Below are 21,514 nucleotides of genomic sequence, written 5' to 3' on the forward strand. Positions count from 1 at the left end.
CTGCCGCATCAAGCCGCCACGGGGGCGGGCAGGCTGGCGATCACCTGCGCCACGGCGGCGGTCAGCTTCTTGGCGTAGGGCACGTGCAGGAACTCGTTGGGGCCGTGCGCATTGCTCTTGGGGCCCAGCACACCGCAGACCATCATCTGGGCCTTGGGGAAGCCGGCCGACAGCATGTTCATGAGCGGGATGGTGCCGCCCTGGCCGATGTAGCCGCACGAGGCGCCAAAGTGGGCCTGCGAGGCCGCATTCAGCGCCTGCTCGAACCAGGGCGCCGTGTCGGGGGCGTTCCAGCCGGTGGCGCCGCCGTTGCTCTCGAAGGTGACCTTGGCCTGGTAGGGCGCGTTGTCTTCGAGCAGCTGCTTGAGTTCGGCCACCGCGCTGTCCGCCTGCACCAGGGGCGGCAGGCGCAGGCTGAGCTTGAAGGCGGTGTAGGGGCGCAGCACATTGCCGGCGTTCTGCAGCGTGGGAAAGCCATCGGCCCCGGTCACGCTGAGCGTGGGCGTCCAGGTGCGGGCCAGCAGGGCCTGCACCGGGTCGGTGGTGGTGGGCAGGGCGAAGCTGGTGGCGCCGCCGCAGTCGTAATGGGCCCAGGGGAAGCGCTTGTACAGCTCGTCGCTCAGGATGGCGGCGGTGGCCCGGGCCTGGGCCAGGCGCTCGGGCGGCACCTCGCAATGGAAGCTGGCGGGCAGCAGGCGGCCGGTGGCGCTGTCTTCCAGGCGGTCCAGCACCTGGCGCATGATGCGAAAGCTCGAGGGCACCAGGCCCGAGGCATCGCCCGAGTGCACGCCCTCGGTCAGGATCTCGACCTTCAGCGTGCCGCTGGCCATGCCGCGCAGGCTGGTGGTGAGCCAGAGCTGGTCGTAGTTGCCGGCGCCCGAATCGAGGCAGATCACCAGGGCCACCTCGCCCAGGCGGGTGCGCAGGGCATCGATGTAGGGCAGCAGGTCGTAGGAGCCGCTTTCCTCGCAGGTCTCGATCAGGCCGACGATGCGCGGGTGGGGCGTTTTCTGCGCCTTCAGGGCCTGCACGGCGGCAATGCTGGCGTACACCGCATAGCCGTCGTCGGCGCCGCCCCGGCCGTACAGCTTGCCGTCTTCGTATTTGGGGGTCCAGGGGCCCAGGTCGTTACGCCAGCCGCTGAACTCGGGCTGCTTGTCCAGGTGGCCGTACATCAGCACGGTCTGGCTGCTGTGGGCCTGGGTGGCGGCCACCTCGAAGAACAGCACCGGGGTGCGGCCTTCCAGGCGGATGATCTCCAACGTGAGCCCCTCCACCTTCTGGGCCTCGACCCATTGCGCGGCGTTGCGCAACACGGTGTCGAGCAGGCCTTGCTGGGCCCAGTCGGCGGCAAAGGCGGGCGACTTGGCGGGGATGGCGATGTAGTCGGTGATCTGGCGCACCAGATCGCTGTCCCAGCGCTGGCTGACCTCGGCCAGGGCCTGCTCGGGCTGGAAGACGGAAGAAGGAACACGGGCGTTCATGGGGCTCTCCTGGTGATACGGTGCGCACGGTGCGGGGCCCCCGGCATCAGGCCGGTGCCGGGCACAGCGTTTTGATTTTGCCTGAGACCCGGGCGCCCTGCCGGGGCCGCGGCCTGGGCGCTCAGCCTGCGGCGCCGCGCCGCCGGGTTTCGGAGGGCAGCTCGCCGAACAAGGCCTTGTAGTCCTGCGAGAAATGGCCCATGTGCGAAAAGCCCCAGCGCGCCGCCACGGTCTGCACCGAGGCGTCAGCCGGCCCGGCCCGCAGCGCGCGCCGGCAGGCATTGAGGCGCACCGCCTTGAGGAACTCGGCCGGCGATTCGCCGAGCACGGCCTGGAAATGGTTCTGCAGCGTGCGCCGCGTCAGGTGCAGGCGCTGGCACAGCTCGTCCACCCCCAGGGCCTCGTGGCTGGGCTGACGGGCCAGCTCGCGCGCGGCCATCACCAGGGCAAAGCGCCGCTGGGCTGCCGCCGGCCTGGGCACGCCCGCATCGCCGCCCGGGCCCGCACACAGCAGATGCAGCAATTGCTCCAGCCCGGCCTGCAGGGCCAGCCGGCCCCAGGGCAGGTCGACCTCGCCCGACTGGCCGAGTTGCAGCAACTGCTCGATGGTGTGGCACAGCGCGGCATGGTGCCCGTCACTCAGGGAGATGGCCTGGGCGGGAGAGGCCAGCCCCGGGGCCGCCAGGCCGGCGGCCTCGGCCTGGGCGTGCAGCCAGTCCTGGTCCAGCACCACGCCGTAGATGCCGAAATCGGGCGGGGTGCGCAGCTCGAAGCCCTCGCTGGCGCGCGCGCGCAACAAGGCACGCCCCGGGTCGGTGCGCTGGGCCTGCCCACAAAAGTGCAGGGGCTGCCGGCCCTGCCGGTCGGCCAGGCCGAACCACACCGAGCCCGACCAGGGCGCGCATTGCTGGCTGGTCTGCCGCGAGGTGTGCTCGTGGAAGACCTGCAGCCGCGGCCCGTCGACCCACAGCTCACGCACCCGGCCCGAGAAGCGCCCGCCCGAGAGCTGGTCGTACTGCTGCTGCCAGGCCGACAGGTGGCCGGCGTGCTCGTCCACATCGTCGCTGGTGCGCACGCGGTACTGCGGCGGGTCCATCGACCAGCCGGCAGCAGGCGGGGCAGGGGCACGACCGTTGAAGGCCGAGGCAGGGAACATGGGCAGTCAGGCGGCAGAGAGTGACAGTGCCCCCAGTGCAGCAAGAAAAATGCCCGCGGGCAAGCTGCAGTGCAGCACCGACGCGGGGCGGCGCTGTCCCAAATCGGAAAAAAGCGCGCCGGGCCGGGCGGTTTTCCGATTCGGGATAGGACGCTGGCGTCGTCTTTGCTGCAATGGCGGGCAACGACCACCCACCGAGGCACCACCATGAAGCCAGCCACCGCCGCGCCCACCGCCCACCTGAAAAAAGTGCTGGGCACCTTCCAGCTCTGGGGCATTGCCGTGGGGCTGGTGATCTCGGGCGAGTACTTCGGCTGGAGTTATGGCTGGGCCAGCGCCGGCACGCTGGGCTTTCTGGTGGCCACGCTACTGGTGGCCACCATGTACACCACCTTCATCTTCAGCTTCACCGAGCTGTCCACCGCCATTCCGCACGCGGGCGGCCCCTTCGCCTATGCGCGCCGCGCCTTCGGGCCGCTGGGGGGCTTTGTGGCCGGCTTTGCCACGCTGATCGAGTTCGTGTTTGCGCCGCCCGCCATCGCGCTGGCGATCGGGGCCTACCTGAATGTGCAGTTTCCGGCCATCGACCCGAAATGGATCGCGCTGGGGGCCTATGCGGTGTTCATCGCCCTGAACTGGGTGGGGGTGGGCATTGCCGCCGCCTTCGAGCTGGTGGTGACGCTGCTGGCCATCTTTGAGCTGCTGGTGTTCATGGGCGTGGTGAGCCCGGGCTGGTCGTGGGCCCAGTTTGCCGCGCTGGGCTGGGCCGGCTCGGACGTGCTCAATGGCACGGCCGTGGCGGGCATCTTTGCCTCGATCCCGTTTGCCATCTGGTTCTTTCTGGCCATCGAGGGCGCGGCCATGGCGGCCGAGGAGGCGCGCGACCCGCAGCGCACCATTCCGCGCGCCTACATTGCCGGCATCCTGACCCTGGTCAGCCTGGCCTTCGGCGTGATGATCATGGCCGGCGGCGTGGGCGACTGGCGCAGCCTGGCCAACATCAACGACCCGCTGCCCCAGGCCATGAAGGCCGTGCTGGGAGCGCACAGCGGCTGGCTGCACATGATGGTGTGGATCGGCCTGTTCGGGCTGGTGGCCTCGTTCCACGGCATCTTGATGGGCTACTCGCGCCAGATCTTCGCGCTGGCCCGCGCCGGCTACCTGCCACGCAGTTTTGCGGTGCTGAGCCCCCGCTTCCAGACCCCGCACCGGGCCTTGCTGGCCGGCGGCGCCGTGGGGGTGGCGGCGATCTTCAGCGACAACTGGATCGAGTTCGGCGGCCAGACCCTGACGGCCAACATCGTCACCATGTCGGTGTTCGGCGCCATCGTGATGTACATCATCTCGATGGCCGCGCTGCTGCGCCTGCGCCGCACCGAGCCCGACATGGCGCGCAGCTACCGCGCCCCCTTCTTCCCCTGGTTTCCGCTGCTGGCACTGGGCCTGGGTCTGGTCTGCCTGGGCGCCATGGTGTGGTTCAACCCGGTGCTGGCCGCGCTGTTCGCGGCGCTGATGGCCCTGGCCTGGCTGTACTACGTGGCCACCGCCCAGCACCGCGCCGATGCGGCCCCCGATGCCCTGCTGGACGCAGGCGCCTGAACCCGCACGGAGCCCCCGCATGCGCTACCACACCACCCTGGGCGGCCAGGGCCACTTCTTCGAGGACCTGCGCCAGGTGATGGCGATGGCCAGCCCGGCGCGCTCGGGCGACTACCTGGCCGGCCTGGGCGCGGCCACCGCGCAGCAGCGCATGGCCGCACGCCATGTGCTGGCCGAGCTGCCGCTGAAGGTGTTCCTCAACGAGGCCCTGGTGCCCTATGAAAGCGACAACATCACGCGGCTGATCCTGGACCAGCACGACGCCCAGGCCTTTGCCCCGGTGGCCCACCTGACGGTGGGCGACTTCCGCAACTGGCTGCTGGGCCCGGCCGCCGACACCGCCACGCTGAGCGCACTGGCCCCCGGCCTGACGCCGGAGATGGTGGCCGCGGTGAGCAAGCTCATGCGCAACCAGGACCTGATCGCGGTGGCGCGCAAGACCCGGGTGGTGACCCGCTTTCGCAACACCCTGGGCCTGCCGGGCACGCTGGCCGTGCGGCTGCAGCCCAACCACCCGACCGACGAGCTGCGCGGGGTGGCGGCCTCGGTGCTGGACGGGCTGATGATGGGCGCGGGCGATGCGGTGATCGGCATCAACCCGGTGTCCGACAGCCTGCCCACGCTGGCCCGGCTGTGCCATGGCTTTGACGAGCTGATCCAGCGCCTGGCGATCCCGACACAGGCCTGTGTGCTGACCCATGTGACCAACACGCTGCAGCTGATCGAGGACGGCGTGCCGGTGGACCTGGTGTTCCAGTCGATCGGCGGCACCGAACTGACCAACCGCAGCTTCGGCGTGAGCCCCGAGCTGCTCGACGAGGCCTGTGCGGCGGCCCGTTCGCTGCAGCGCGGCACGCTGGGCCAGAACGTGATGTATTTCGAGACCGGCCAGGGCAGCGCCCTGTCGGCCAACGCCCATGGTGGGGTGGACCAGCAGACCTGCGAGGCCCGGGCCTATGCGCTGGCGCGGCGCTACCAGCCCTTGCTGGTGAACACGGTGGTGGGCTTCATCGGGCCCGAGTACCTGTACGACGGCAAGCAGATCATCCGCGCCGGCCTGGAAGACCACTTCTGCGGCAAGCTGCTGGGCCTGCCCATGGGCTGCGACATCTGCTACACCAACCACGCCGAGGCCGACCAGGACGACATGGACACGCTCAGCGTGCTGCTGGCCAGCGCCGGGCTGAACTTTCTGATCGGGGTGCCGGGCGCGGATGACGTGATGCTCAACTACCAGAGCACCTCGTTCCACGACGCCCTGTTCCTGCGCGAGACCCTGGGCCTGCAGCGGGCCCCCGAGTTCGAGGCCTGGCTGCAGGCCCAGCAGATCACCGACGCGGCCGGGCAACTGCTGAGCCCGGGCCAGGGCCACCCCCTGCTGAGCCATCTGGGCCGCCTGGGCCAGGGAGGCAGCGCATGAGCCCCCCGAAACGACCAGCGCCAGCGCTTGCGGCACCGGAGCAGGCCGAGGGCGTGACCCCCATGCCCTGGACCGACTGGCGCCGCAGCACGCCGGCGCGCATTGCGCTGGGGCGGGCCGGTGTGGCCATCCCCACCGATGAGACCCTGCGTTTCGGCCTGGCCCATGCCATGGCGCGCGACGCCATCCACACCCCGCTGGACACGGCCGCCCTGCAGGCCACGCTGGAGCAGGCCGGCCACGGCGTGCTCCAGGTGCGCAGCCAGGCCGGCGACCGCACCGAGTACCTGCGCCGCCCCGATCTGGGCCGCCGCCTGGCCCCCGACGACGCGCAGCGCCTGCGCGCCTTGGCCGCCGCGGCGGGGCCGGCGCCCGAGCTGTGCGTGGTGGTGGGCGACGGCCTGTCGTCGCTGGCGGTGCAGCGCCATGCCGCCCCGCTGCTGGCGGCGCTGCTGCCGCGCCTGGCCCCGGGCTGGCGCCTGGCCCCGGTGGTGCTGGTGCAGCAGGCCCGGGTGGCCGTGGCCGACGAGGTGGGCGAGGCCCTGGGTGCGCACCTGAGCGTGATCCTGATCGGCGAACGCCCCGGCCTGAGCTCGCCCGACAGCCTGGGCATCTACCTGACCCATGACCCCCGCGTGGGCCGCCACGATGCCCAGCGCAACTGCATTTCCAACGTGCGCCCGGAGGGCCTGCACTACCCGCAGGCCGCGCACAAGCTGGCCTGGCTGATCCGCCAGGCCCTGCAGCGCGGCCTGAGCGGCGTGGCCCTGAAAGACGACAGCGAGGCCGAGGCCTGGCTACCCGGCGCCGCGCCGCGCCCCGAATCCCTTGTCAGCACTCCCCCCTCATCCCAGGAGAAAACATGAAGACCCCTGCCTTGCTCCGCCTCGCCCCCCTGACGCTGGCGCTGAGCCTGCTGGCCGCCCTGGCCAGCACCGGCTGCAGCAGCCCTCCGACCGCCGTCCAGGCCGCCGCCCCCCAGACCCTGGCCCCCGGGCAGTGGGAGAGCTTCAACCGCCAGCAGATCAATGAGTTGATCGCGCGCGTGGGCAAGACCAGCGCCGGCTACAACCCGGCCAAGCCGCCCTATGTGGTGTTCGACTGGGACAACACCAGCGTGTTCCTGGACATCGAAGAAGCCGCGCTGATCTACCAACTCGAGAACCTGCGCTTCGGCGCCAGCCCCGAGCAGCTGGAAGTGGCGCTGCGCCGCAACATCCCGGCCACCGCCTTCAAGCCGGCCAACAACAATGCGGCGGGCCAGCCGGTGAGCATCGACACCATCGTGCCCGACATCCTGGACAGCTACCGCTGGCTGTACACCCACTACAGCGGCCTGAAGGGCCAGCAGCCCCTGGCCGAGGTACAACGCAGCCCGCACTACCAGGCCTTTGTGACCAAGGTGCGCTACCTGTACGAGGCGATCGGCGACACCTTCGACCACGACACCGCCTACCCCTGGGTGACCTACCTGTTTGCCGGCATGACCGAAGCCCAGGTGCGCCAACTCACGGTGGACACGGTGAAGTGGCAGCAGACCCAGCCGGTCGAGAAGGTGAAATGGAGCACGCCGGCCGAGCTGCCGGGCCGCGCCGGTCTGGTGTCGGTGAGCTGGAAGAACGGCCTGCGCCTGGTGCCCGAGATGCAGGACCTGTACGGGCGCTTCAAGGCCGCCGGCTTTGATGTGTGGGTGTGCTCGGCCTCCTTCGTGGACGTGATCAAGGAGATCTCGTCCAACCCGGCCTTCGGCTACCAGGTGAAGGAAGGCAATGTGCTGGCCATGGAGCTTGAGCGTGACGCCCAGGGCCGCATCCTGCCCGACTACCGCCACGGCTACGACCAGACCCAGGGCCCGGGCAAGACGCGCAGCATCCAGCGCTTCCTGGTCAGCCGCTACGGCTATGGGCCGGTGTTCATCGCGGGCGACAGCGAAGGCGACCAGAACATGATGGCCGACTTCAGCGATACCCAGAAGGTGTTGATCGTGAACCGCCTGCGCGACCCCAAGAGCGCCATCGGCCAGTTCTCGGCCCTGGCGGTGCAGAACTACGGCAAGCCCGACACCCGCTACCTGCTGCAAGGCCGTGACGACAACACCGGCCGCTTCGTGCCCAGCCAACTGCACACGCCGCTGGGGGCGACGGCTGCCAAGGCGCTGAAATAACGATCACCCCTCCAGCAGGGGCTGCGACGACTGGAAAATGGCCACCGCCTGGGCCAGGCGCTCGGCCTGCTCGGTCAGGCTGGCGGCGGCGGCCGCCGATTGCTCGACCAGGGCCGCGTTCTGCTGGGTCATCTGATCCAGCCCGCCCACGGCGGTGTGCACCTGGCTCAAGCCTTGAGACTGCTCACCGGCCACCAAAGAGATGTCGGCAATGATGTGCTTGACGCGCTGCACCGAAGCCATGATGTCGTCCATGGTGCGGCCGGCCGCATGCACCTGCTGGGTGCCGGCTTCGACTTTTTCGGCCGACTGGCTGATCAGCGACTTGATCTCGCGCGCGGCTTCGGCGCTGCGCTTGGCCAGGTTGCGCACCTCGCTGGCCACCACCGCAAAGCCACGGCCCTGCTCGCCGGCCCTGGCGGCCTCGACAGCGGCATTGAGCGCCAGCAGATTGGTTTGAAACGCAATGCCGTCGATCACCCCGGTGATGTCGGCAATTCGGCTGGAGCTGACCTGGATCGCCTCCATGGTGCTGACCACCTGGCGCACCGCCTCACCACCCTGTTCGGCCACCTGGGCCGCCGAGCCCGACAGCTCGTTGGCCTGACGGGCCGATTCGGCGGAATGCTGCACCGTGACCGTCAACTGCCCCAGGCTGGAGGCGGCCTGGGCCAGGTGGCTGGCCGTCTGCTCGGTGCGGTGGCTGAGGTCGAGGTTGCCGATCGAGATCTCCCTGCAGGCCGACTCGATGCTGCTGGTGGAGGCGTGAACCTGCGACACGGCGCTGTGCACACGCAGCAGCGCCTGTTGCAGGGCCTGCGCCGGCGCTGAACGCAGCACCAGCTCAGACACGTCTAGCCGGAGGTGGCCGCTGTCCGACACATGGGCGACCAGGCGAGCCAATTCAGCGCCCTCGGTGCCGGCCCGCTTCATGGCCACGGCAAACACCACCTCGAGCGAGGTCTGAATGACCACATAGACCGCATGCACCAGCACCCGCCCGAAGTCGGGCTGGGTCACGCAATAGACCCCGAAACCGGCGGCCTGCAAGCGATCGAACAGCACGTGGTGCACGGCGAACAGGGCGGCGGCCAGCACGATGGGGCGCCAGTCGCGGTACACCAGCAGCAAGGCCAGCGTCACAAAGACACCGAAGTGGTACTCGACCTGGCCTTGGGCCAGCTGGATGTGCAGCATGACCGTGGCCGCCAGGCCTGTGGTCAGCAGCAATCGCGAGAACAGAGTGGCCGGGGCAACGGCCTGCCCCAGGCCGCACAGCAACAGCAGGGGCAGCGCGACCCCGAGGGCCAGGGACAAGGTGCCATGCAGCCACCCGAGCAGCAGGGCAGCGAGCGCACTCAGCACCATGGCGACCAGCATCATCCGATCGGGCCAGACCGCCCGGGAGGCATCGGGTGTGTCAGTTTTCAGGCGATCAGCAGCGGTGTTGGATGCGGGGATCATGGGGCGCGACCTACTGGTTTGTTTGAAACTGGAATATTGGGTCATATTCTGACCAAATAGTCTCAAAAGGTCGCAGAAAGCCGCCGAACGGTTGTGGACTTGCCGGGCGCCACGCCGGCCGGAACTATCCCAGGTGGAAGGCCTGGATGGCCTCGGACAGGCGCGTGGCCTGGTCGCGCAGGCTGGCTGCAGCGGCGGCCGATTCCTCCACCAGGGCGGCGTTCTGCTGGGTCATCTGGTCGAGTTGGTTGACCGCCCCGTTGACCTGGCCGATGCCGTTGGACTGCTCGACCGCGGCCGATGAGATCTCGCCCACGATGTCGCCGACGCGGTGCACCGAGCTGACGATGTCGCTCATGGTGGTGCCGGCGCTGCCCACCAGTTGGGCCCCGGATTCGACGGCCTCGACCGAGTTGCCGATCAAGGCCTTGATCTCGCGGGCGGCCTGGGCGCTGCGCTGGGCCAGGGTGCGCACCTCGCCGGCCACCACCGCAAAGCCCCGCCCCTGCTCGCCGGCGCGCGCGGCCTCGACCGCCGCGTTGAGGGCCAGGATGTTGGTCTGAAAGGCAATGCCGTCGATGACGCCTATGATGTCGGCGATCTTGCGCGAGCTGCTGTGGATGGCGTCCATGGTCTTGACCACCTCGCCCACCACCGCGCCGCCGCGGGCCGCCACCTCGGCCGCCGAGGCCGCCAGCTGATTGGCCTGGCGCGCGGCATCGGTGGATTGCTGCACCGTGGCCGTGATCTGCTCCATGCTCTGCGCGGTGGACTGCAGGCTGCTGGCGGTCTGCTCGGTGCGCGCGCTCAGGTCCTGGTTGCCGTTGGCGATCTCGACGCTGGCGTTGGTGATGCCCTCGACCGCCGAGCGCACCTGCAGCAGCAGGCGCAGGTAGAGCTGGCGCATGGCGTCGACCTCGCGCACCAGGGCGCCGATCTCGTCCTGGCGGTCGCTGCTGAAGCTGCGCGTGAGCTGGCCCTGGGCCACCGTGGTGACGGCCGCCGTGAGCTCGCGCAGGGGCTGGCTGACACGCCGGCGCAGCAGCCAGAAGAGGCCGCCGCCCAGGCCCAGCACCGCCAGGGCAATCACGCCCCAGACCCAGCCCATGGTGGCGCGGTGGCTGGCCATGGCCTCGCGATCGGACACCTCGGCCACCACCCACCAGCCTTGTGTCTTCACGACCTGGCGCACGGCCCAGGGGTCGACCAGATCGACCCCACGCAGCGGGGTGGCATCGCTGAGGGCGGCCTCTGCGCCGTCGGCCTGGCGCAGGCGATCCAGGAAGGGGCCCGCCTGGGTCACCACCTCCAGCACCCGCTTGCCCGAGGCCTGGGGATGGGCCAGGAAGCGGGCCTCCTCGGCCGACTTGCCAGGGTCGATCACATACAGGCCGCCACTGTCGAAGAAGCGGGTCTCCTGGGCCTGCTTGAACACCGCCTCTTCGAAGATCGAGATGTCATTGCCCACGAACAGGGCGCCCACCACCTTGCCGGCGTCGTCCTTGACCGGCTCGTAGTGCGTCATGTAGGGCTTGCCGAACAGCACGGCGCGGCCGGTGTAAGTCTGCCCGGCCTGCAGCCGTGCATAGGCCGGGTGCTGGCGGTCCAGCGGGGTGCCCAGGGCGCGCTCGCCATCGGGCTTTTTCAGCGAGGTGGTGACGCGCATGAAATCGTCACCCTTGCGGGCAAAGACGGTGGCCACGCCGCCGGTGTCCTTGGTGAATTTGTCGACCTGGCTGAAGTCGTTGTTGACGGCGATGCCATAGCTCTGCAGCTCACCGTTGTCCTCATTGAGGCTCATGGTGGGCTGAAACGCCAGCTTGAAGGATTTGAAGGAGCGCCGCACCAGCTCGCGGGCGGTGGCGTCCTGCGACTCCAGCACCTGCACCACGTTCTCGGCCTTGTCGGCCGCCAGGGCCTGCACCTGTTGGCGGGCGGTGCGCGCGGTGATGCTGCTGATGGCCAGACTGGCCGCCACCAGCACCACGGCCAGCATGGCGATGGCCAGCAAGGAGACCTCGCGGGCCACGGAGCGCTGGGAGCTGGAAGACGTGAGTTTGGCCATGGGGATCCCCTGTTCCAGGTCGGTTGGATGACACGCCGTCGGTTGCCTGGTCAAAACATTCTGAAACACAGGGTGAAGCCCAGCCACTGCGGGAATCCCGTAGCCATTCACACATCAGGCGATCAGACGTATCAGATCGCCCTGCGGCCGAGGGCTCAGGCGGTGGCGCGACGCAGCCAGCCCAGGCCCTCGGAGGTGCCGCCGGGGGTGGCGCCACGGGCGGGGCGGTACTCGCAACCCACCCAGCCTTCATAGCCCAGTTCGTCGATGACGCTGAACAGGTAGTCGAAGTTGAGCTCGCCCAGATCGGGTTCGTGGCGCTGCGGCACGCCCGCGATCTGCAGGTGGCCGACGCGGCCCGTGGGCAGGTACTGGCGCAGCTTCATGGCCACATCGCCTTCGACGATCTGCAGGTGGTACAGGTCCATCTGCACCTTGAGGTTGGCTGCGCCCACCTCGGCGATCACGGCATGGGCATCGTCCTGGCGGCTCAGGAAGAAGCCGGGCATGTCGCGCTGGTTGATGGGCTCGATCAGCACGTCGCGGCCCTCGCGCGCGGCTTCGGCCGCGGCCCAGCGCAGGTTGGCGATGTAGGTGGCCCGGTGCTGGGCGCGGTCGGCGCCGGCGGGCAGCATGCCGGCCATCAGGTGGATGCGCGGGCAGTCGAGCACGCGGGCGTATTGCAAGGCCAGCGCGATGCCGGCGCGGAACTCGGCCTCACGACCCGGGATCGAGGCGGTGCCGCGGTCGCCGGCCACGTCCCAGGCCTGGGCGATGCTGGCCGCATCGGTGCCGCCGGGCGGGGCGTTGAACAGGGCTTGGCTCAGGCCATGGGCCTTCAACTGGGCGAGGATGTCTTCGGCCGCAAAGGCGTAGGGGAACAGGTACTCGACGGCCTTGAAGCCATCGCGGGCGGCAGCGCCAAAGCGCTCCAGAAAGGGCAGCTCGGGGTAGAGCATGGACAGGTTGGCGGCAAAGCGGGGCATGGACGGGGTTCTCCGGTCAGGAATCAGAAGTTACCAGCGCGCACCGAAGGTGGTGCGCAATTCAGCGATCTGCGGGGCGCTCAGCGCGGGCGGCTGGCCGGCGCTGAGCAGCCAGAGGCGGGCGGTCTCCTCGAGCTCTTCGAGCGTGGCCATGGCGGCCTCGGGGCTGTCGTGCCACACATTGGGGCCCAGGCGCTCCAGCATCACGGCGCGGATGGGCGCGCCCTGCTCGCCGTAGTGGGCGATGGCCTGGGCCACGGCCTGGGCGGCCTCGGGCGCACCGGGGCGGTGGTAAGGAATCAGGGGCACATGGCCCACCTTCATCACGAAGTAGGGGGTGAGGGCGGGCAGCAGCTCCTGGCCCGTGAGGGGTGCCAGGGCAGGCAGGCCGGGCTGCAGGCTCAGGGCCACGCAGTGGGTGCTGTGGGTGTGGATGACGCAGCGGGTGCCGCTGTCGAAACGCGTGGCGGCGTCATAGATCTGCCGGTGCAGCACGATGGTCTTGCTGCCGCGGTCGCCCGACAGTTGCTGGCCCTGGGCGTCGAGCCGGGCCAGTCGGGCCGGGTCGAGCGTGCCCAGGCTGGCATCGGTGGGGGTGATGAGGTAGCCGTCGTCCAGCCGCACGCTGATGTTGCCGGCGGTGGCGTGCACATAGCCGCGCTCGAACAGGCTGCGGCCGACGCGGCAGATGGCCTCGCGGGCCTGGTTCTCGTTCATGGGCGTGCTCCGGTTCAGAGCAGGGCGAAGGCCTTGCTGAAGAAGTCGACCGCCCCGAAGTTGCCCGACTTGAGCGTGAGGTGCAGCCCGCCCTCGCCAGCCACCGGCGAGGCGGCATGGCACCAGGGCACGCCCGGGTCGATCTGCGGGCCGATCTGCATCTGGGCGATGGCCAGCGCCTGCACGCAGGCGCCCGAGGTCTCGCCACCGGCGACCACCAGCTGGTGCACGCCCAGGGCCACCAGACCGCGCGCAATGGCGGCCACGGCGTGCTCGACCATGGCACCGGCCTCGGCCACGCCGAGTTGGCCTTGAACCGCCTTCACGGCGCCGGGCTCGGCGGTGGAGTACACCAGCACCGGCCCACTGGCCAGCAGCGGTGCAGCCCAGGCCAGGGCCTGGCCGACCACGTCTTCGCCCGCTGCCAGCTTGATCGGGTCGATGGCCAGGGCCGGGCGGCCGCTGGCGATGAAATGCGCCACCTGCTGGTTGGTGGCCACCGAGCAACTGCCCGAGACCACGGCCTGCAGGCCGCGCGCGGCCGGCAGGGCCGCTGCCTGGGCCGAAGGCGCCAGGCCGAAGTTGTGCGGCAGGGCAATGGCCACGCCCGAGCCGGCGGTGAGCAGGGGCAGCTCGGCCAGGGCCGGGCCCATGCGCAGCAGGTCGTCGTTGGAGATGGCGTCGACCACGGCCACGCCCACGCCTTCGGCGCGCAGGGCGGCGATGCGCTCACGCACGGCCTCGGCGCCCCGGGCCACCACGGCGTAGTCGATCAGGCCGACCCGGCGCTTTGTCTGGGCCTGCATGACGCGCACCAGGTTCGGGTCGGTCATGGGGGTGAGCGGGTGGTTCTGCATGCCGCTCTCGTTGAGCAGGCCGTCGCCGGCAAACAGGTAGCCCTTGAAGACGGTGCGCTTGTTGTCGGGGAAGGCCGGGGTGGCGATGGTGAAGTCGGTGCCCAGCGCATCCATCAGCGCCTCGGTGACGGGGCCGATGTTGCCCTCGGGCGTGCTGTCGAAGGTGGAGCAGTACTTGAAGTAGATCTGCCGCGCGCCCTGGGCCTGCAGCCAGTGCAGGGCGGCCAGCGACTGGGCCACGGCTTCGGCCGGGGCGATGGTGCGCGACTTGAGGGCCACGACCACGGCATCGACCTCGGCGGCCAGGGGGCCGCTGGGCACGCCGATGGTCTGCACCACGCGCATGCCGGCGCGCACCAGGTTGTTGGCCAGGTCGGTGGCGCCGGTGAAGTCGTCGGCGATGCAGCCGAGGGCAATCTTGGTCATGGGGTTCAGGCCTTCAGGGGCAGTTTCACGGCGGCGGGGTTTTCGCGCACGTAGTCACGGATGATGGTTTCGAAATCGGCATCGGGCAGCAGGCCCAGGGCCTGGGCCCGGCGCGAGGCGATGCGGCTGGGCCAGCTGGTGACGATGGCGGCCACGCGGGCGTCGGGCTGCCAGTCGATCAAGGCGGTGGCGGCCAGGCCGGCCACGCGCTCCAGGGCCTGGGCCATCTCGCCCACGGTGGTGGTGATGGCCGGCAGGTTGAGGGCCACGCGGGGGCCCCACTCGGCGTCGGTGGCCTGGGCGGCGCGCAGCAGGCCGGCGATGGTGCGCCCGGGCGAGGCCAGGGCCACCGGGGTGTCGGGCGACACGGGGCAGTTGGCGCGCTCGCCGGCCAGGGGCTCGCGGATCATGCCGCTCAAGAAGCTGGAGGCCGCGCCATTGGGGCGGCCGGGGCGCACGCTGACGGTCATGAGGCGCACGTTGCGGGCGCGGATGAAGCCCTTGCGGCCGAAGTCGGCCACCAGTTGCTCACCGACGAATTTCTGCACGCCGTAGCTGCCCTGCGGGGTGGGCAGGGTGAGGTCTTCGATGACCTCGGGCAGGGGCAGCTCGGGCGAGCTGCCGAACACGGCCACCGAGCTGGAGAACACCAGGGTGGGGGTGGTCTTCAGGGCGCGGCAGGCCTGCAGCAAGGCCAGGGTGGCGTCGAGGTTGCTGTGCAGGCCCAGGTCCATGTCGGCCTCGCACTCGCCGCTGACGGCCGCGGCCAGGTGGTAGACCAGCGCGGTGTCGGCCGCGGGCAACTGGCCGGCGGCCAGTTGCTCGTTGAGGTCACCGCCCAGGTAGGCGATGCGCGGGTCAGCAGACAGGTCGGCCGGCGGCGGCATGCGGTCGGCCAGGGTGATGCGGGTGATCGCGGCGGCGGGTGCGCCCGCCAGGCTGAGCTGGCCGGCGGCCAACAGGGCGCGGGCCAGGCGGGCGCCGAGGAAGCCGCAGCCACCAGTGATGAGGATATGCATGGGGTACTCCGAAGCAGGCGGGGTGAGGGGGCTCAGCCGATTGTCATTCGGCGCCCGGCAGGGTGATGCCCGGGAAAATCTTGATGACGGCGCTGTCATCTTCACGGCCGAAACCGGCGGTGGAGGCCTGCATGAACATCTGGTGCGCGGTGCTGGACAGCGGCAGCGGGAATTTGCTGGCCCGGGCGGTGTCGAGCACCAGGCCCAGGTCCTTGACGAAGATGTCCACCGCCGAGAGGGGGGTGTAGTCGGCCGCCAGCACGTGGGCCATGCGGTTCTCGAACATCCAGCTGTTGCCGGCGCTGTTGGTGATCACCTCGTACAGGGCCTTGGCCTCGACGCCTTCGCGCAGGCCCAGGGCCATGGCTTCGGCGGCGGCGGCGATGTGCACGCCGGCCAGCAACTGGTTGATGATCTTGACCTTGCTGCCGGCGCCGGCGCGCTCACCCAGGCGGTACACCTTGGCGGCCATGGCGTCGAGCAGGGGGCCGACCTTGTCGTACACGGCCGGGCGGCCGGCGGTCATCATGGTCATCTGACCGCTGGCGGCCTTGGCGGCGCCGCCCGAAATGGGCGCATCCAGATAGCCCAGGCCCAGGGCCTCGAGCCGGGTTTCCAGCGCGGCCGACCAGTTTGGGTCGACGGTGGAGCACATCACGAACACGGCGCCGGGCGACATGGCGGCGGCGCAGCCGCCTTGCCCGTCAGCGCCGAACAGCACGGCTTCGGTCTGGGCCGCGTTCACCACCACCGACACCACCACGTCGGCGCCTTGCGCGGCCTCGGCGGGCGAGGCGCAGGCGCGGCCACCCTGGGCGGCAAAGGCGTCGGCCACCTCGCGGCGCACGTCAAACACCTGCAGCGCGTGGCCGGCACGGCGCAGTGAGGCGGCCATGCCGCTGCCCATGGCGCCCAGGCCGATGAATCCGATGGTGCTCATGTGAAGGTTCCTTTTTTGAGGTCTGGAATGGGGGTTGAGAGAGTTCGGCTCAGCGGTTGACCAGTTGCTTGGGCGTGAGCCACACCAGCACGGCGCCCACCACCAGCGAGCCGGCCAGCACATACATGCCGATGGCGGTGCTGCCGGTCAGGTCTTTCAGGTAGCCGATCAGGTAGGGGCTGGCAAAGCCGGCCAGGTTGCCCACCGAGTTGATGGCGGCAATGCCGGCGGCGGCGGCCGTGCCCGACAGGAAGGCGGTGGGCAGCGACCAGAACAGCGGCGCGCAGGTCAGCACGCCGGCCGCGGCCAGCGACAGGAAGACCAGCGAGACCACGGTGTTGTCGGCAAACGAGGCGGCCACGGCAAAGCCCACGGCGCCCATCAGGGCCGGGATGATCAGGTGCCAGCGGCGCTCGCGCTTGCTGTCGGCGCTGCGGCCGAACAGGTTCATGGCCACGATGGCGCACAGGAAGGGGATGGCGCTGAGCAGGCCGATGTTGAAGTTGCCTTTGACGCCGGTGGCCTTGACCAGGGTGGGCAGCCAGAAGGTGAGGGCGTACTGGCCCATCACGAAGGCGAAGTAGATGGCGGCCATCCACCAGATGCGGGCGTCGGTGAAGACCGCGGCCACGGTGTGCGGGCCCTTGCTGCCATGGGCTTGATCGAGGTCGATCTCGTGCTGCAGCAGGCGCTTTTGCTCGGGGCTGAGCCACTTGGCCTCGGCCACGTTGTTGTCCAGGTAGGCCAGCACGGCCAGGCCGATCACCAGGGCGGGAACGGCCTCGATCAGGAACATCCACTGCCAGCCGCTCAGGGCGGCGGTCTGGTGGAAGGACTCCATGATCCAGCCCGACAGCGGGTTGCCGAAGATGCCGGCCACCGGAATGGCCGACATGAACACCGCCACGATCTTGGCGCGGCGGTGCGCCGGGTACCACAGCGTGAGGTACAGGATCACGCCAGGGTAGAAGCCCGCCTCGGCCAGGCCGAGCAGAAAGCGCAGCACGTAGAACTGGGTGGGCGTCTTGACGAAGAGAAAGGCCGCCGAGAGCAGGCCCCAGGTGATCATGATGCGGGCGATCCAGATGCGCGCGCCCACCTTGCTCATCAGGATGTTGCTGGGCACCTCGAACAGGAAGTAGCCCAGGAAGAAGATGCCGGCGCCCAGGCCGAACACGGTTTCGCTGAAGCCCAGGTCTTGCGCCATCTGGAGCTTGGCAAAGCCCACGTTGACGCGGTCCAGGTAGGCCACGACATAGCACAGCATGAGAAAGGGCACCAGGCGCCAGAACACTTTGGCGTAGGTCTGACGTTCGAGATCGGGCGGCGCAGCGGTGGCACCCGCCAGGGTTTGCGTGGTCATGAGGGTTGTCTTCCTTGGTTGGAACGCCGGGCTGCAGCGGGCGGGATCACCCCACGGCGTATTCATATGGTTATCATACAAATTTAAGGACAACTCAAAACATCGGGTTTACCCTTGGACAACAGGCCTTCAGGTTGACGGTGACAGTGCCTTGATCAAGGGTTCGGCCAGGGCCTGGCCCTGCTGCTGCCAGAAAGCGGGGTCGGCCTGCTCGATGCGGCGGATGGCGTTGTCCATGTGGCCGGCCGCGGCGGCGCGGGCGGCCAGGGGGTCGCCGGCCTCGATGGCGCGCCAGATGCGCTGGTGCTCTTCAGCCACCTCGCGGGCAAAGTCGGCGCGGCGCGCCTCGTTGGCCCGGGTGACCTGGGTGGCGCCGCGAAGGAACTGGCTCAGGTACTCCAGCGTGCCGATCAGGAAGGGGTTGCGCGCCGCATCCGCGATGGCGCGGTGGAACAGCACGTCTTCATTGACGCCGTCGCCGCCGGCCCGCACCGCGGCATCCAAGGCCTCGATGGCCTGGCGCACGCGCAGCACGTCATCGGGGGTGCGGCGCTCGGCGGCCAGGCCGGCCACCTCGGCCTCCAGGGCCCGGCGCACCTCGGCCATCTGCACCACGGCGCTCTTGGAGACCGCATGGCGGGCATCGAAATTCAGCGGCTGAAAGGACTTTTCGCGCACATACACGCCGCTGCCCTGACGCGAATCGACCAGGCCCAGCGACTTGAGGCGCGACACCGCCTCGCGCACCACGGTGCGGCTGACGGCGAACTGCGCCACCAGCACCGCCTCGGTGGGCAGCTTGGCCCCCACCGCCAGCCGCCCAGCCCGGATCTCGGCCGCCAGCGCCTCGGCCACCTGGTCGGACAGGCGGGCGCCGGGGGTGATGGTCTGGAACTGGGGGGTCATGGGCAGAGCGCCTTGTACGTGGAGAAAAAGCGTGGAGAGGAAAATTGATCGTACAACTTTAGCCCAGGCCGCCGCCCTTTCGGGCTGCGGTTTACCCGGCCCGCCAGCAGCCCCGACTCAGGCCCGCACGAACTTGAAAACAGCGGTTCCGGCCCGCGCGTTGGGCAGCCAGCGCACTTCGCGCCCCTGCTCCAGGCCGAAGGCGTCGACGATGCGCAGCGCGTTCTTGTGCGCCAGGTCGATGAAGTCGGCAAAGGTGCCGACCCGGATGTTGGGCGTGTCGTACCACTGGTAGGGCAGGCGCTTGGTGACCGGCATGCGCCCGCGCAGCACGCTCAGGCGGTTGGGCCAGTGCGCGAAGTTGGGGAAGGCGACGATGCCGGTCTTGCCCACGCGGGCGGTCTCGCGCAGCATCACCTCGGCATTGCGCAGGTGCTGCAGGGTGTCGATCTGCAGCACCACGTCGAACGAGGCGTCGTCGAACATGGACAGGCCTTCGTCCAGGTTGAGCTGGATCACGTTGACGCCGCGCTTGACGCAGGCCAGCACGTTGGCGTCATCGATCTCGATGCCATAGCCGGTGCAGCCGCGCTCGCGCTGCAGCACATCGAGCAAGGCGCCGTCACCGCAGCCCAGGTCGAGCACGCGGGCGCCGCGGGGCACCAGGGCGGCAATGCTTTGGAGGTTGTGGGCGTCGCTCATGCCGGCACCTTGTGGTTGAAATAGGCGCGCACCACGTCGAGGTAGCGCGGGTCTTCGAGCAAGAAGGCATCGTGGCCGTGCGGCGCATCGATCTCGGCGTAGCTGACGTCGCGGCGGTTGTCGAGCAGGCCCTTGACGATCTCGCGGCTGCGCTGGGGCGAAAAGCGCCAGTCGGTGGTGAAGCTGACCAGCAGAAAGCGGCATTTCGCCTGGGCCAGGGCGGCGCTGAGGCTGCCGCCGAAGGAGCGGGCGGGGTCGAAATAGTCGAGCGCGCGGGTGATCAGCAAGTAGGTGTTGGCGTCGAAGTATTCGCTGAACTTGTCGCCCTGGTAGCGCAGGTAGCTCTCGATCTGGAACTCGACGTCCTGGGTCGAATAGCGGTAGCCGGTGGCGCTGTCGACCACGGCCTCGCGCAGCTGGCGACCGAACTTCTCGTTCATCACGTCGTCGCTGAGGTAGGTGATGTGACCGATCATGCGGGCGATGCGCAGGCCGCGCTTGGGCACCACGTTGTGCTCGTAGAAGTGCCCGCCGTGGAAATCGGGGTCGGTGACGATGGCGCGGCGCGCCACCTCGTTGAAGGCGATGTTCTCGGCGTTCAGGTTGGGCGCGCTGGCCACCACCACGGCGTGGCGCATGCGCTCGGGGTACTGCAGGGTCCAGCTCAGGGCCTGCATGCCGCCCAGGCTGCCGCCCATGACCGCCGCCAGCTGCTGGATGCCCAGTGCATCGAGCAGCCGGGCCTGGGCGTTGACCCAGTCCTCGACCGTGACCACGGGGAAATCGGCGCCATAGACGCGGCCGGTATCGGGGTTCACATGCATGGGCCCGGTGCTGCCGAAGCACGAACCCAGGTTGTTCACGCCGATCACGAAGTAGCGGTTGGTGTCCACCGGCTTGCCCGGGCCGATCATGTTGTCCCACCAGCCTTCGGACTTGGGCTGGCCTTCATAGACACCCGCCACGTGGTGCGAGGCATTGAGGGCGTGGCAGATCAGCACGGCGTTGGAGCGCTCGGCGTTCAGCGTGCCGTAGGTCTCGTAGGCGAGGGTGTAACCGCGTATCGAGGCGCCGCTTTGCAGGGGCAGCGGGGCCTCGAAGGTCATGAACTGAGGTGTGGCTAGAAAACTCATGGCAACAAAAAACCCGGTTCGCCAAAAACGAGACCGGGTTGAGCCTATCTGTCTTTAGCTGAATTTCGAAACACGGTGGTTTCGGCGCCCGCAAGCTGGAATCAAATCGGCGCCCTGTGAACAGGTGGGCGAAGTATAGCAAGGAGCACCTCTCATGCGTCATGCCGGGGCGAACAGCGCCAGCCCCCCCAGCACGGCAAAGATCAGGGCCGACACCAAATGCACCACCCGGATCGGCACCCGCCGCGTGAGGCGGTCCCCCAGCCAGACCACCGGGGCGTTGGCCAGCATCATGCCCAGGGTGGTGCCCGCCACCACGGCCGCCCAGGCCTGGTACTGCGCGGCCAGCATGACGGTGGCGATCTGGGTCTTGTCGCCCATCTCGGCCAGGAAGAAGGCCACCACGGTGGTGCCGAAAATGCCCAGGCGGGGCGAGGCGCCGCCGGTGTCGTCGTCATCGAGCTTGTCGGGGATCAGCATCCACACCGCCATGGCGATGAACGAGGCGCCCAGGATCCAGCGCAGCCACTGCGGCCCGAGCACGGTGGTGACCCAGGCGCCCACGGCGCCGGCCAAGCCATGGTTGACCACGGTGGCAACGAAGATGCCCAGCACGATGGGCCAGGGCTTGCGGAAACGGGCGGCGAGGACCAGCGAGAGCAGCTGCGTCTTGTCGCCCATTTCAGCGAGGGCGACGATGCCGGTGGAGACGAGGAAGGCTTCCATGGGGAAAAAACTCCGGCCGGACAAAACCCATGACTGCGCGGCACCCCCCGGCCAAAAACGGGGGCTGCGCAGTCAAAGGTCTCGCCAGGTCCGCAGACCGTTTGCGCCATGGGCACTCACCTCGATGGCGGCGCACAAGTCTGTTGACGCAAACCCCTCTCGCGGGCCAGCTGGGGCCCGGAAGGGAGGCTACTCCCCCTTGAACAGGGCGCCAGTGTACCCAATCCGCAAGGCCCTCCACGGGGCACGGCGATGCACCGAATCGGGGTGTCTCGGCCTGATGCGCACCAGCATCAGGCGCACATCACCTTTATGGCGCATTTATTGCTTTGTCCTGGTGCGCATTCGTGCTCCAAGCATCGAATGCACCATTTCAGTTCATTTTCT

18 protein-coding genes and 1 riboswitch are annotated in these 21,514 nt (G+C 69.1%); of the genes, 4 read left to right on the forward strand and 14 right to left on the reverse strand.

The genetic code is table 11. The annotated features are described in order from the left end of the window. Nucleotides 1–8: 8 nt before the first annotated feature. Complete coding sequence (locus L880_RS0105290) at nt 9–1,484, reverse strand: M20 family metallopeptidase (RefSeq protein ID WP_027474788.1); 1,476 nt, start codon at nt 1,482–1,484, stop codon at nt 9–11. A gap of 121 nt (nt 1,485–1,605) precedes the next feature. After that, nucleotides 1,606–2,640 carry a helix-turn-helix domain-containing protein gene (locus L880_RS0105295; protein WP_027474789.1) on the reverse strand — a complete coding sequence of 345 codons (1,035 nt, stop codon included), beginning with the start codon at nt 2,638–2,640 and terminating at the stop codon, nt 1,606–1,608. A 207-nt stretch (nt 2,641–2,847) separates the two neighbouring features. Here L880_RS0105295 and eat point away from each other — a divergent pair, with 207 nt between their 5' ends. The 4 genes from eat to L880_RS0105315 are packed head-to-tail and all read left to right on the forward strand — an operon-like array spanning nt 2,848 to nt 7,823. After that, nucleotides 2,848–4,239, forward strand: coding sequence for an ethanolamine permease (gene eat / locus L880_RS0105300; protein WP_027474790.1), 1,392 nt, complete (start codon nt 2,848–2,850; stop codon nt 4,237–4,239). 19 nt (nt 4,240–4,258) lie between these two features. Continuing rightward, nucleotides 4,259–5,659, forward strand: coding sequence for an ethanolamine ammonia-lyase subunit EutB (locus L880_RS0105305; RefSeq protein ID WP_027474791.1), 1,401 nt, complete (start codon nt 4,259–4,261; stop codon nt 5,657–5,659). Continuing rightward, on the forward strand, nt 5,656–6,525 hold the full coding sequence (gene eutC / locus L880_RS0105310; RefSeq protein ID WP_027474792.1) for an ethanolamine ammonia-lyase subunit EutC: 870 nt from the start codon (nt 5,656–5,658) through the stop codon (nt 6,523–6,525). The genes L880_RS0105305 and eutC overlap by 4 nt, the downstream gene beginning before the upstream one ends. Next, entirely contained in the window at nt 6,522–7,823 is a 1,302-nt protein-coding gene (locus tag L880_RS0105315) for an HAD family hydrolase (protein WP_043328599.1), read from the forward strand. Before eutC ends, L880_RS0105315 begins: the two co-directional genes overlap by 4 nt. Nucleotides 7,824–7,826: 3 nt before the next feature. Here L880_RS0105315 and L880_RS0105320 read toward each other — a convergent pair whose 3' ends face one another. The 12 genes from L880_RS0105320 to L880_RS0105375 all read right to left on the reverse strand — a co-directional run bounded on the left by L880_RS0105320 (nt 7,827) and on the right by L880_RS0105375 (nt 21,127). After that, a complete protein-coding gene (locus L880_RS0105320; protein ID WP_027474794.1) occupies nt 7,827–9,287 on the reverse strand; it encodes a methyl-accepting chemotaxis protein in 1,461 nt (486 codons plus the stop codon). A gap of 124 nt (nt 9,288–9,411) precedes the next feature. Further along, the gene (locus L880_RS0105325; RefSeq protein ID WP_027474795.1) at nt 9,412–11,352 is read right to left on the reverse strand and encodes a methyl-accepting chemotaxis protein; all 1,941 of its coding nucleotides are present in this window, start codon (nt 11,350–11,352) and stop codon (nt 9,412–9,414) included. A gap of 155 nt (nt 11,353–11,507) precedes the next feature. Continuing rightward, nucleotides 11,508–12,338, reverse strand: coding sequence for a 2-oxo-tetronate isomerase (gene otnI / locus L880_RS0105330; protein ID WP_027474796.1), 831 nt, complete (start codon nt 12,336–12,338; stop codon nt 11,508–11,510). 30 nt (nt 12,339–12,368) lie between these two features. Then, nucleotides 12,369–13,055 (reverse strand): class II aldolase/adducin family protein, encoded by a 687-nt coding sequence (locus L880_RS0105335; protein ID WP_027474797.1) that lies wholly within the window; start codon nt 13,053–13,055, stop codon nt 12,369–12,371. 14 nt (nt 13,056–13,069) lie between these two features. Continuing rightward, nucleotides 13,070–14,338 (reverse strand): 3-oxo-tetronate kinase, encoded by a 1,269-nt coding sequence (gene otnK, locus L880_RS0105340; protein WP_027474798.1) that lies wholly within the window; start codon nt 14,336–14,338, stop codon nt 13,070–13,072. Nucleotides 14,339–14,343: 5 nt separating this feature from the next. Further along, nucleotides 14,344–15,357: a D-erythronate dehydrogenase gene (gene denD, locus L880_RS0105345; RefSeq protein WP_027474799.1), complete on the reverse strand. Its 1,014-nt coding sequence runs from the start codon at nt 15,355–15,357 to the stop codon at nt 14,344–14,346. 43 nt (nt 15,358–15,400) lie between these two features. After that, nucleotides 15,401–16,420 (reverse strand): L-threonate dehydrogenase, encoded by a 1,020-nt coding sequence (gene ltnD, locus L880_RS0105350; protein WP_084461041.1) that lies wholly within the window; start codon nt 16,418–16,420, stop codon nt 15,401–15,403. Beyond that, complete coding sequence (locus L880_RS0105355; RefSeq protein WP_027474800.1) at nt 16,347–17,660, reverse strand: MFS transporter; 1,314 nt, start codon at nt 17,658–17,660, stop codon at nt 16,347–16,349. The genes ltnD and L880_RS0105355 overlap by 74 nt, the downstream gene beginning before the upstream one ends. Nucleotides 17,661–17,789: 129 nt before the next feature. Further along, nucleotides 17,790–18,566 (reverse strand): FadR/GntR family transcriptional regulator, encoded by a 777-nt coding sequence (locus tag L880_RS0105360; protein ID WP_027474801.1) that lies wholly within the window; start codon nt 18,564–18,566, stop codon nt 17,790–17,792. 117 nt (nt 18,567–18,683) lie between these two features. Continuing rightward, nucleotides 18,684–19,268, reverse strand: coding sequence for a methionine biosynthesis protein MetW (gene metW, locus L880_RS0105365; RefSeq protein ID WP_027474802.1), 585 nt, complete (start codon nt 19,266–19,268; stop codon nt 18,684–18,686). Then, nucleotides 19,265–20,401, reverse strand: a complete 1,137-nt coding sequence (gene metX, locus L880_RS0105370) for a homoserine O-succinyltransferase MetX (RefSeq protein ID WP_027474803.1) — start codon at nt 20,399–20,401, stop codon at nt 19,265–19,267. Before metX ends, metW begins: the two co-directional genes overlap by 4 nt. Nucleotides 20,402–20,560: 159 nt before the next feature. After that, nucleotides 20,561–21,127, reverse strand: a complete 567-nt coding sequence (locus L880_RS0105375) for a TMEM165/GDT1 family protein (RefSeq protein WP_027474804.1) — start codon at nt 21,125–21,127, stop codon at nt 20,561–20,563. Nucleotides 21,128–21,133: 6 nt separating this feature from the next. Further along, nucleotides 21,134–21,337: riboswitch (yybP-ykoY riboswitch) on the reverse strand. Between the last annotated feature and the right edge of the window lie 177 nt (nt 21,338–21,514).

The organism is Curvibacter gracilis ATCC BAA-807 (genome assembly GCF_000518645.1).
GTDB lineage: Bacteria > Pseudomonadota > Gammaproteobacteria > Burkholderiales > Burkholderiaceae_C > Curvibacter > Curvibacter gracilis.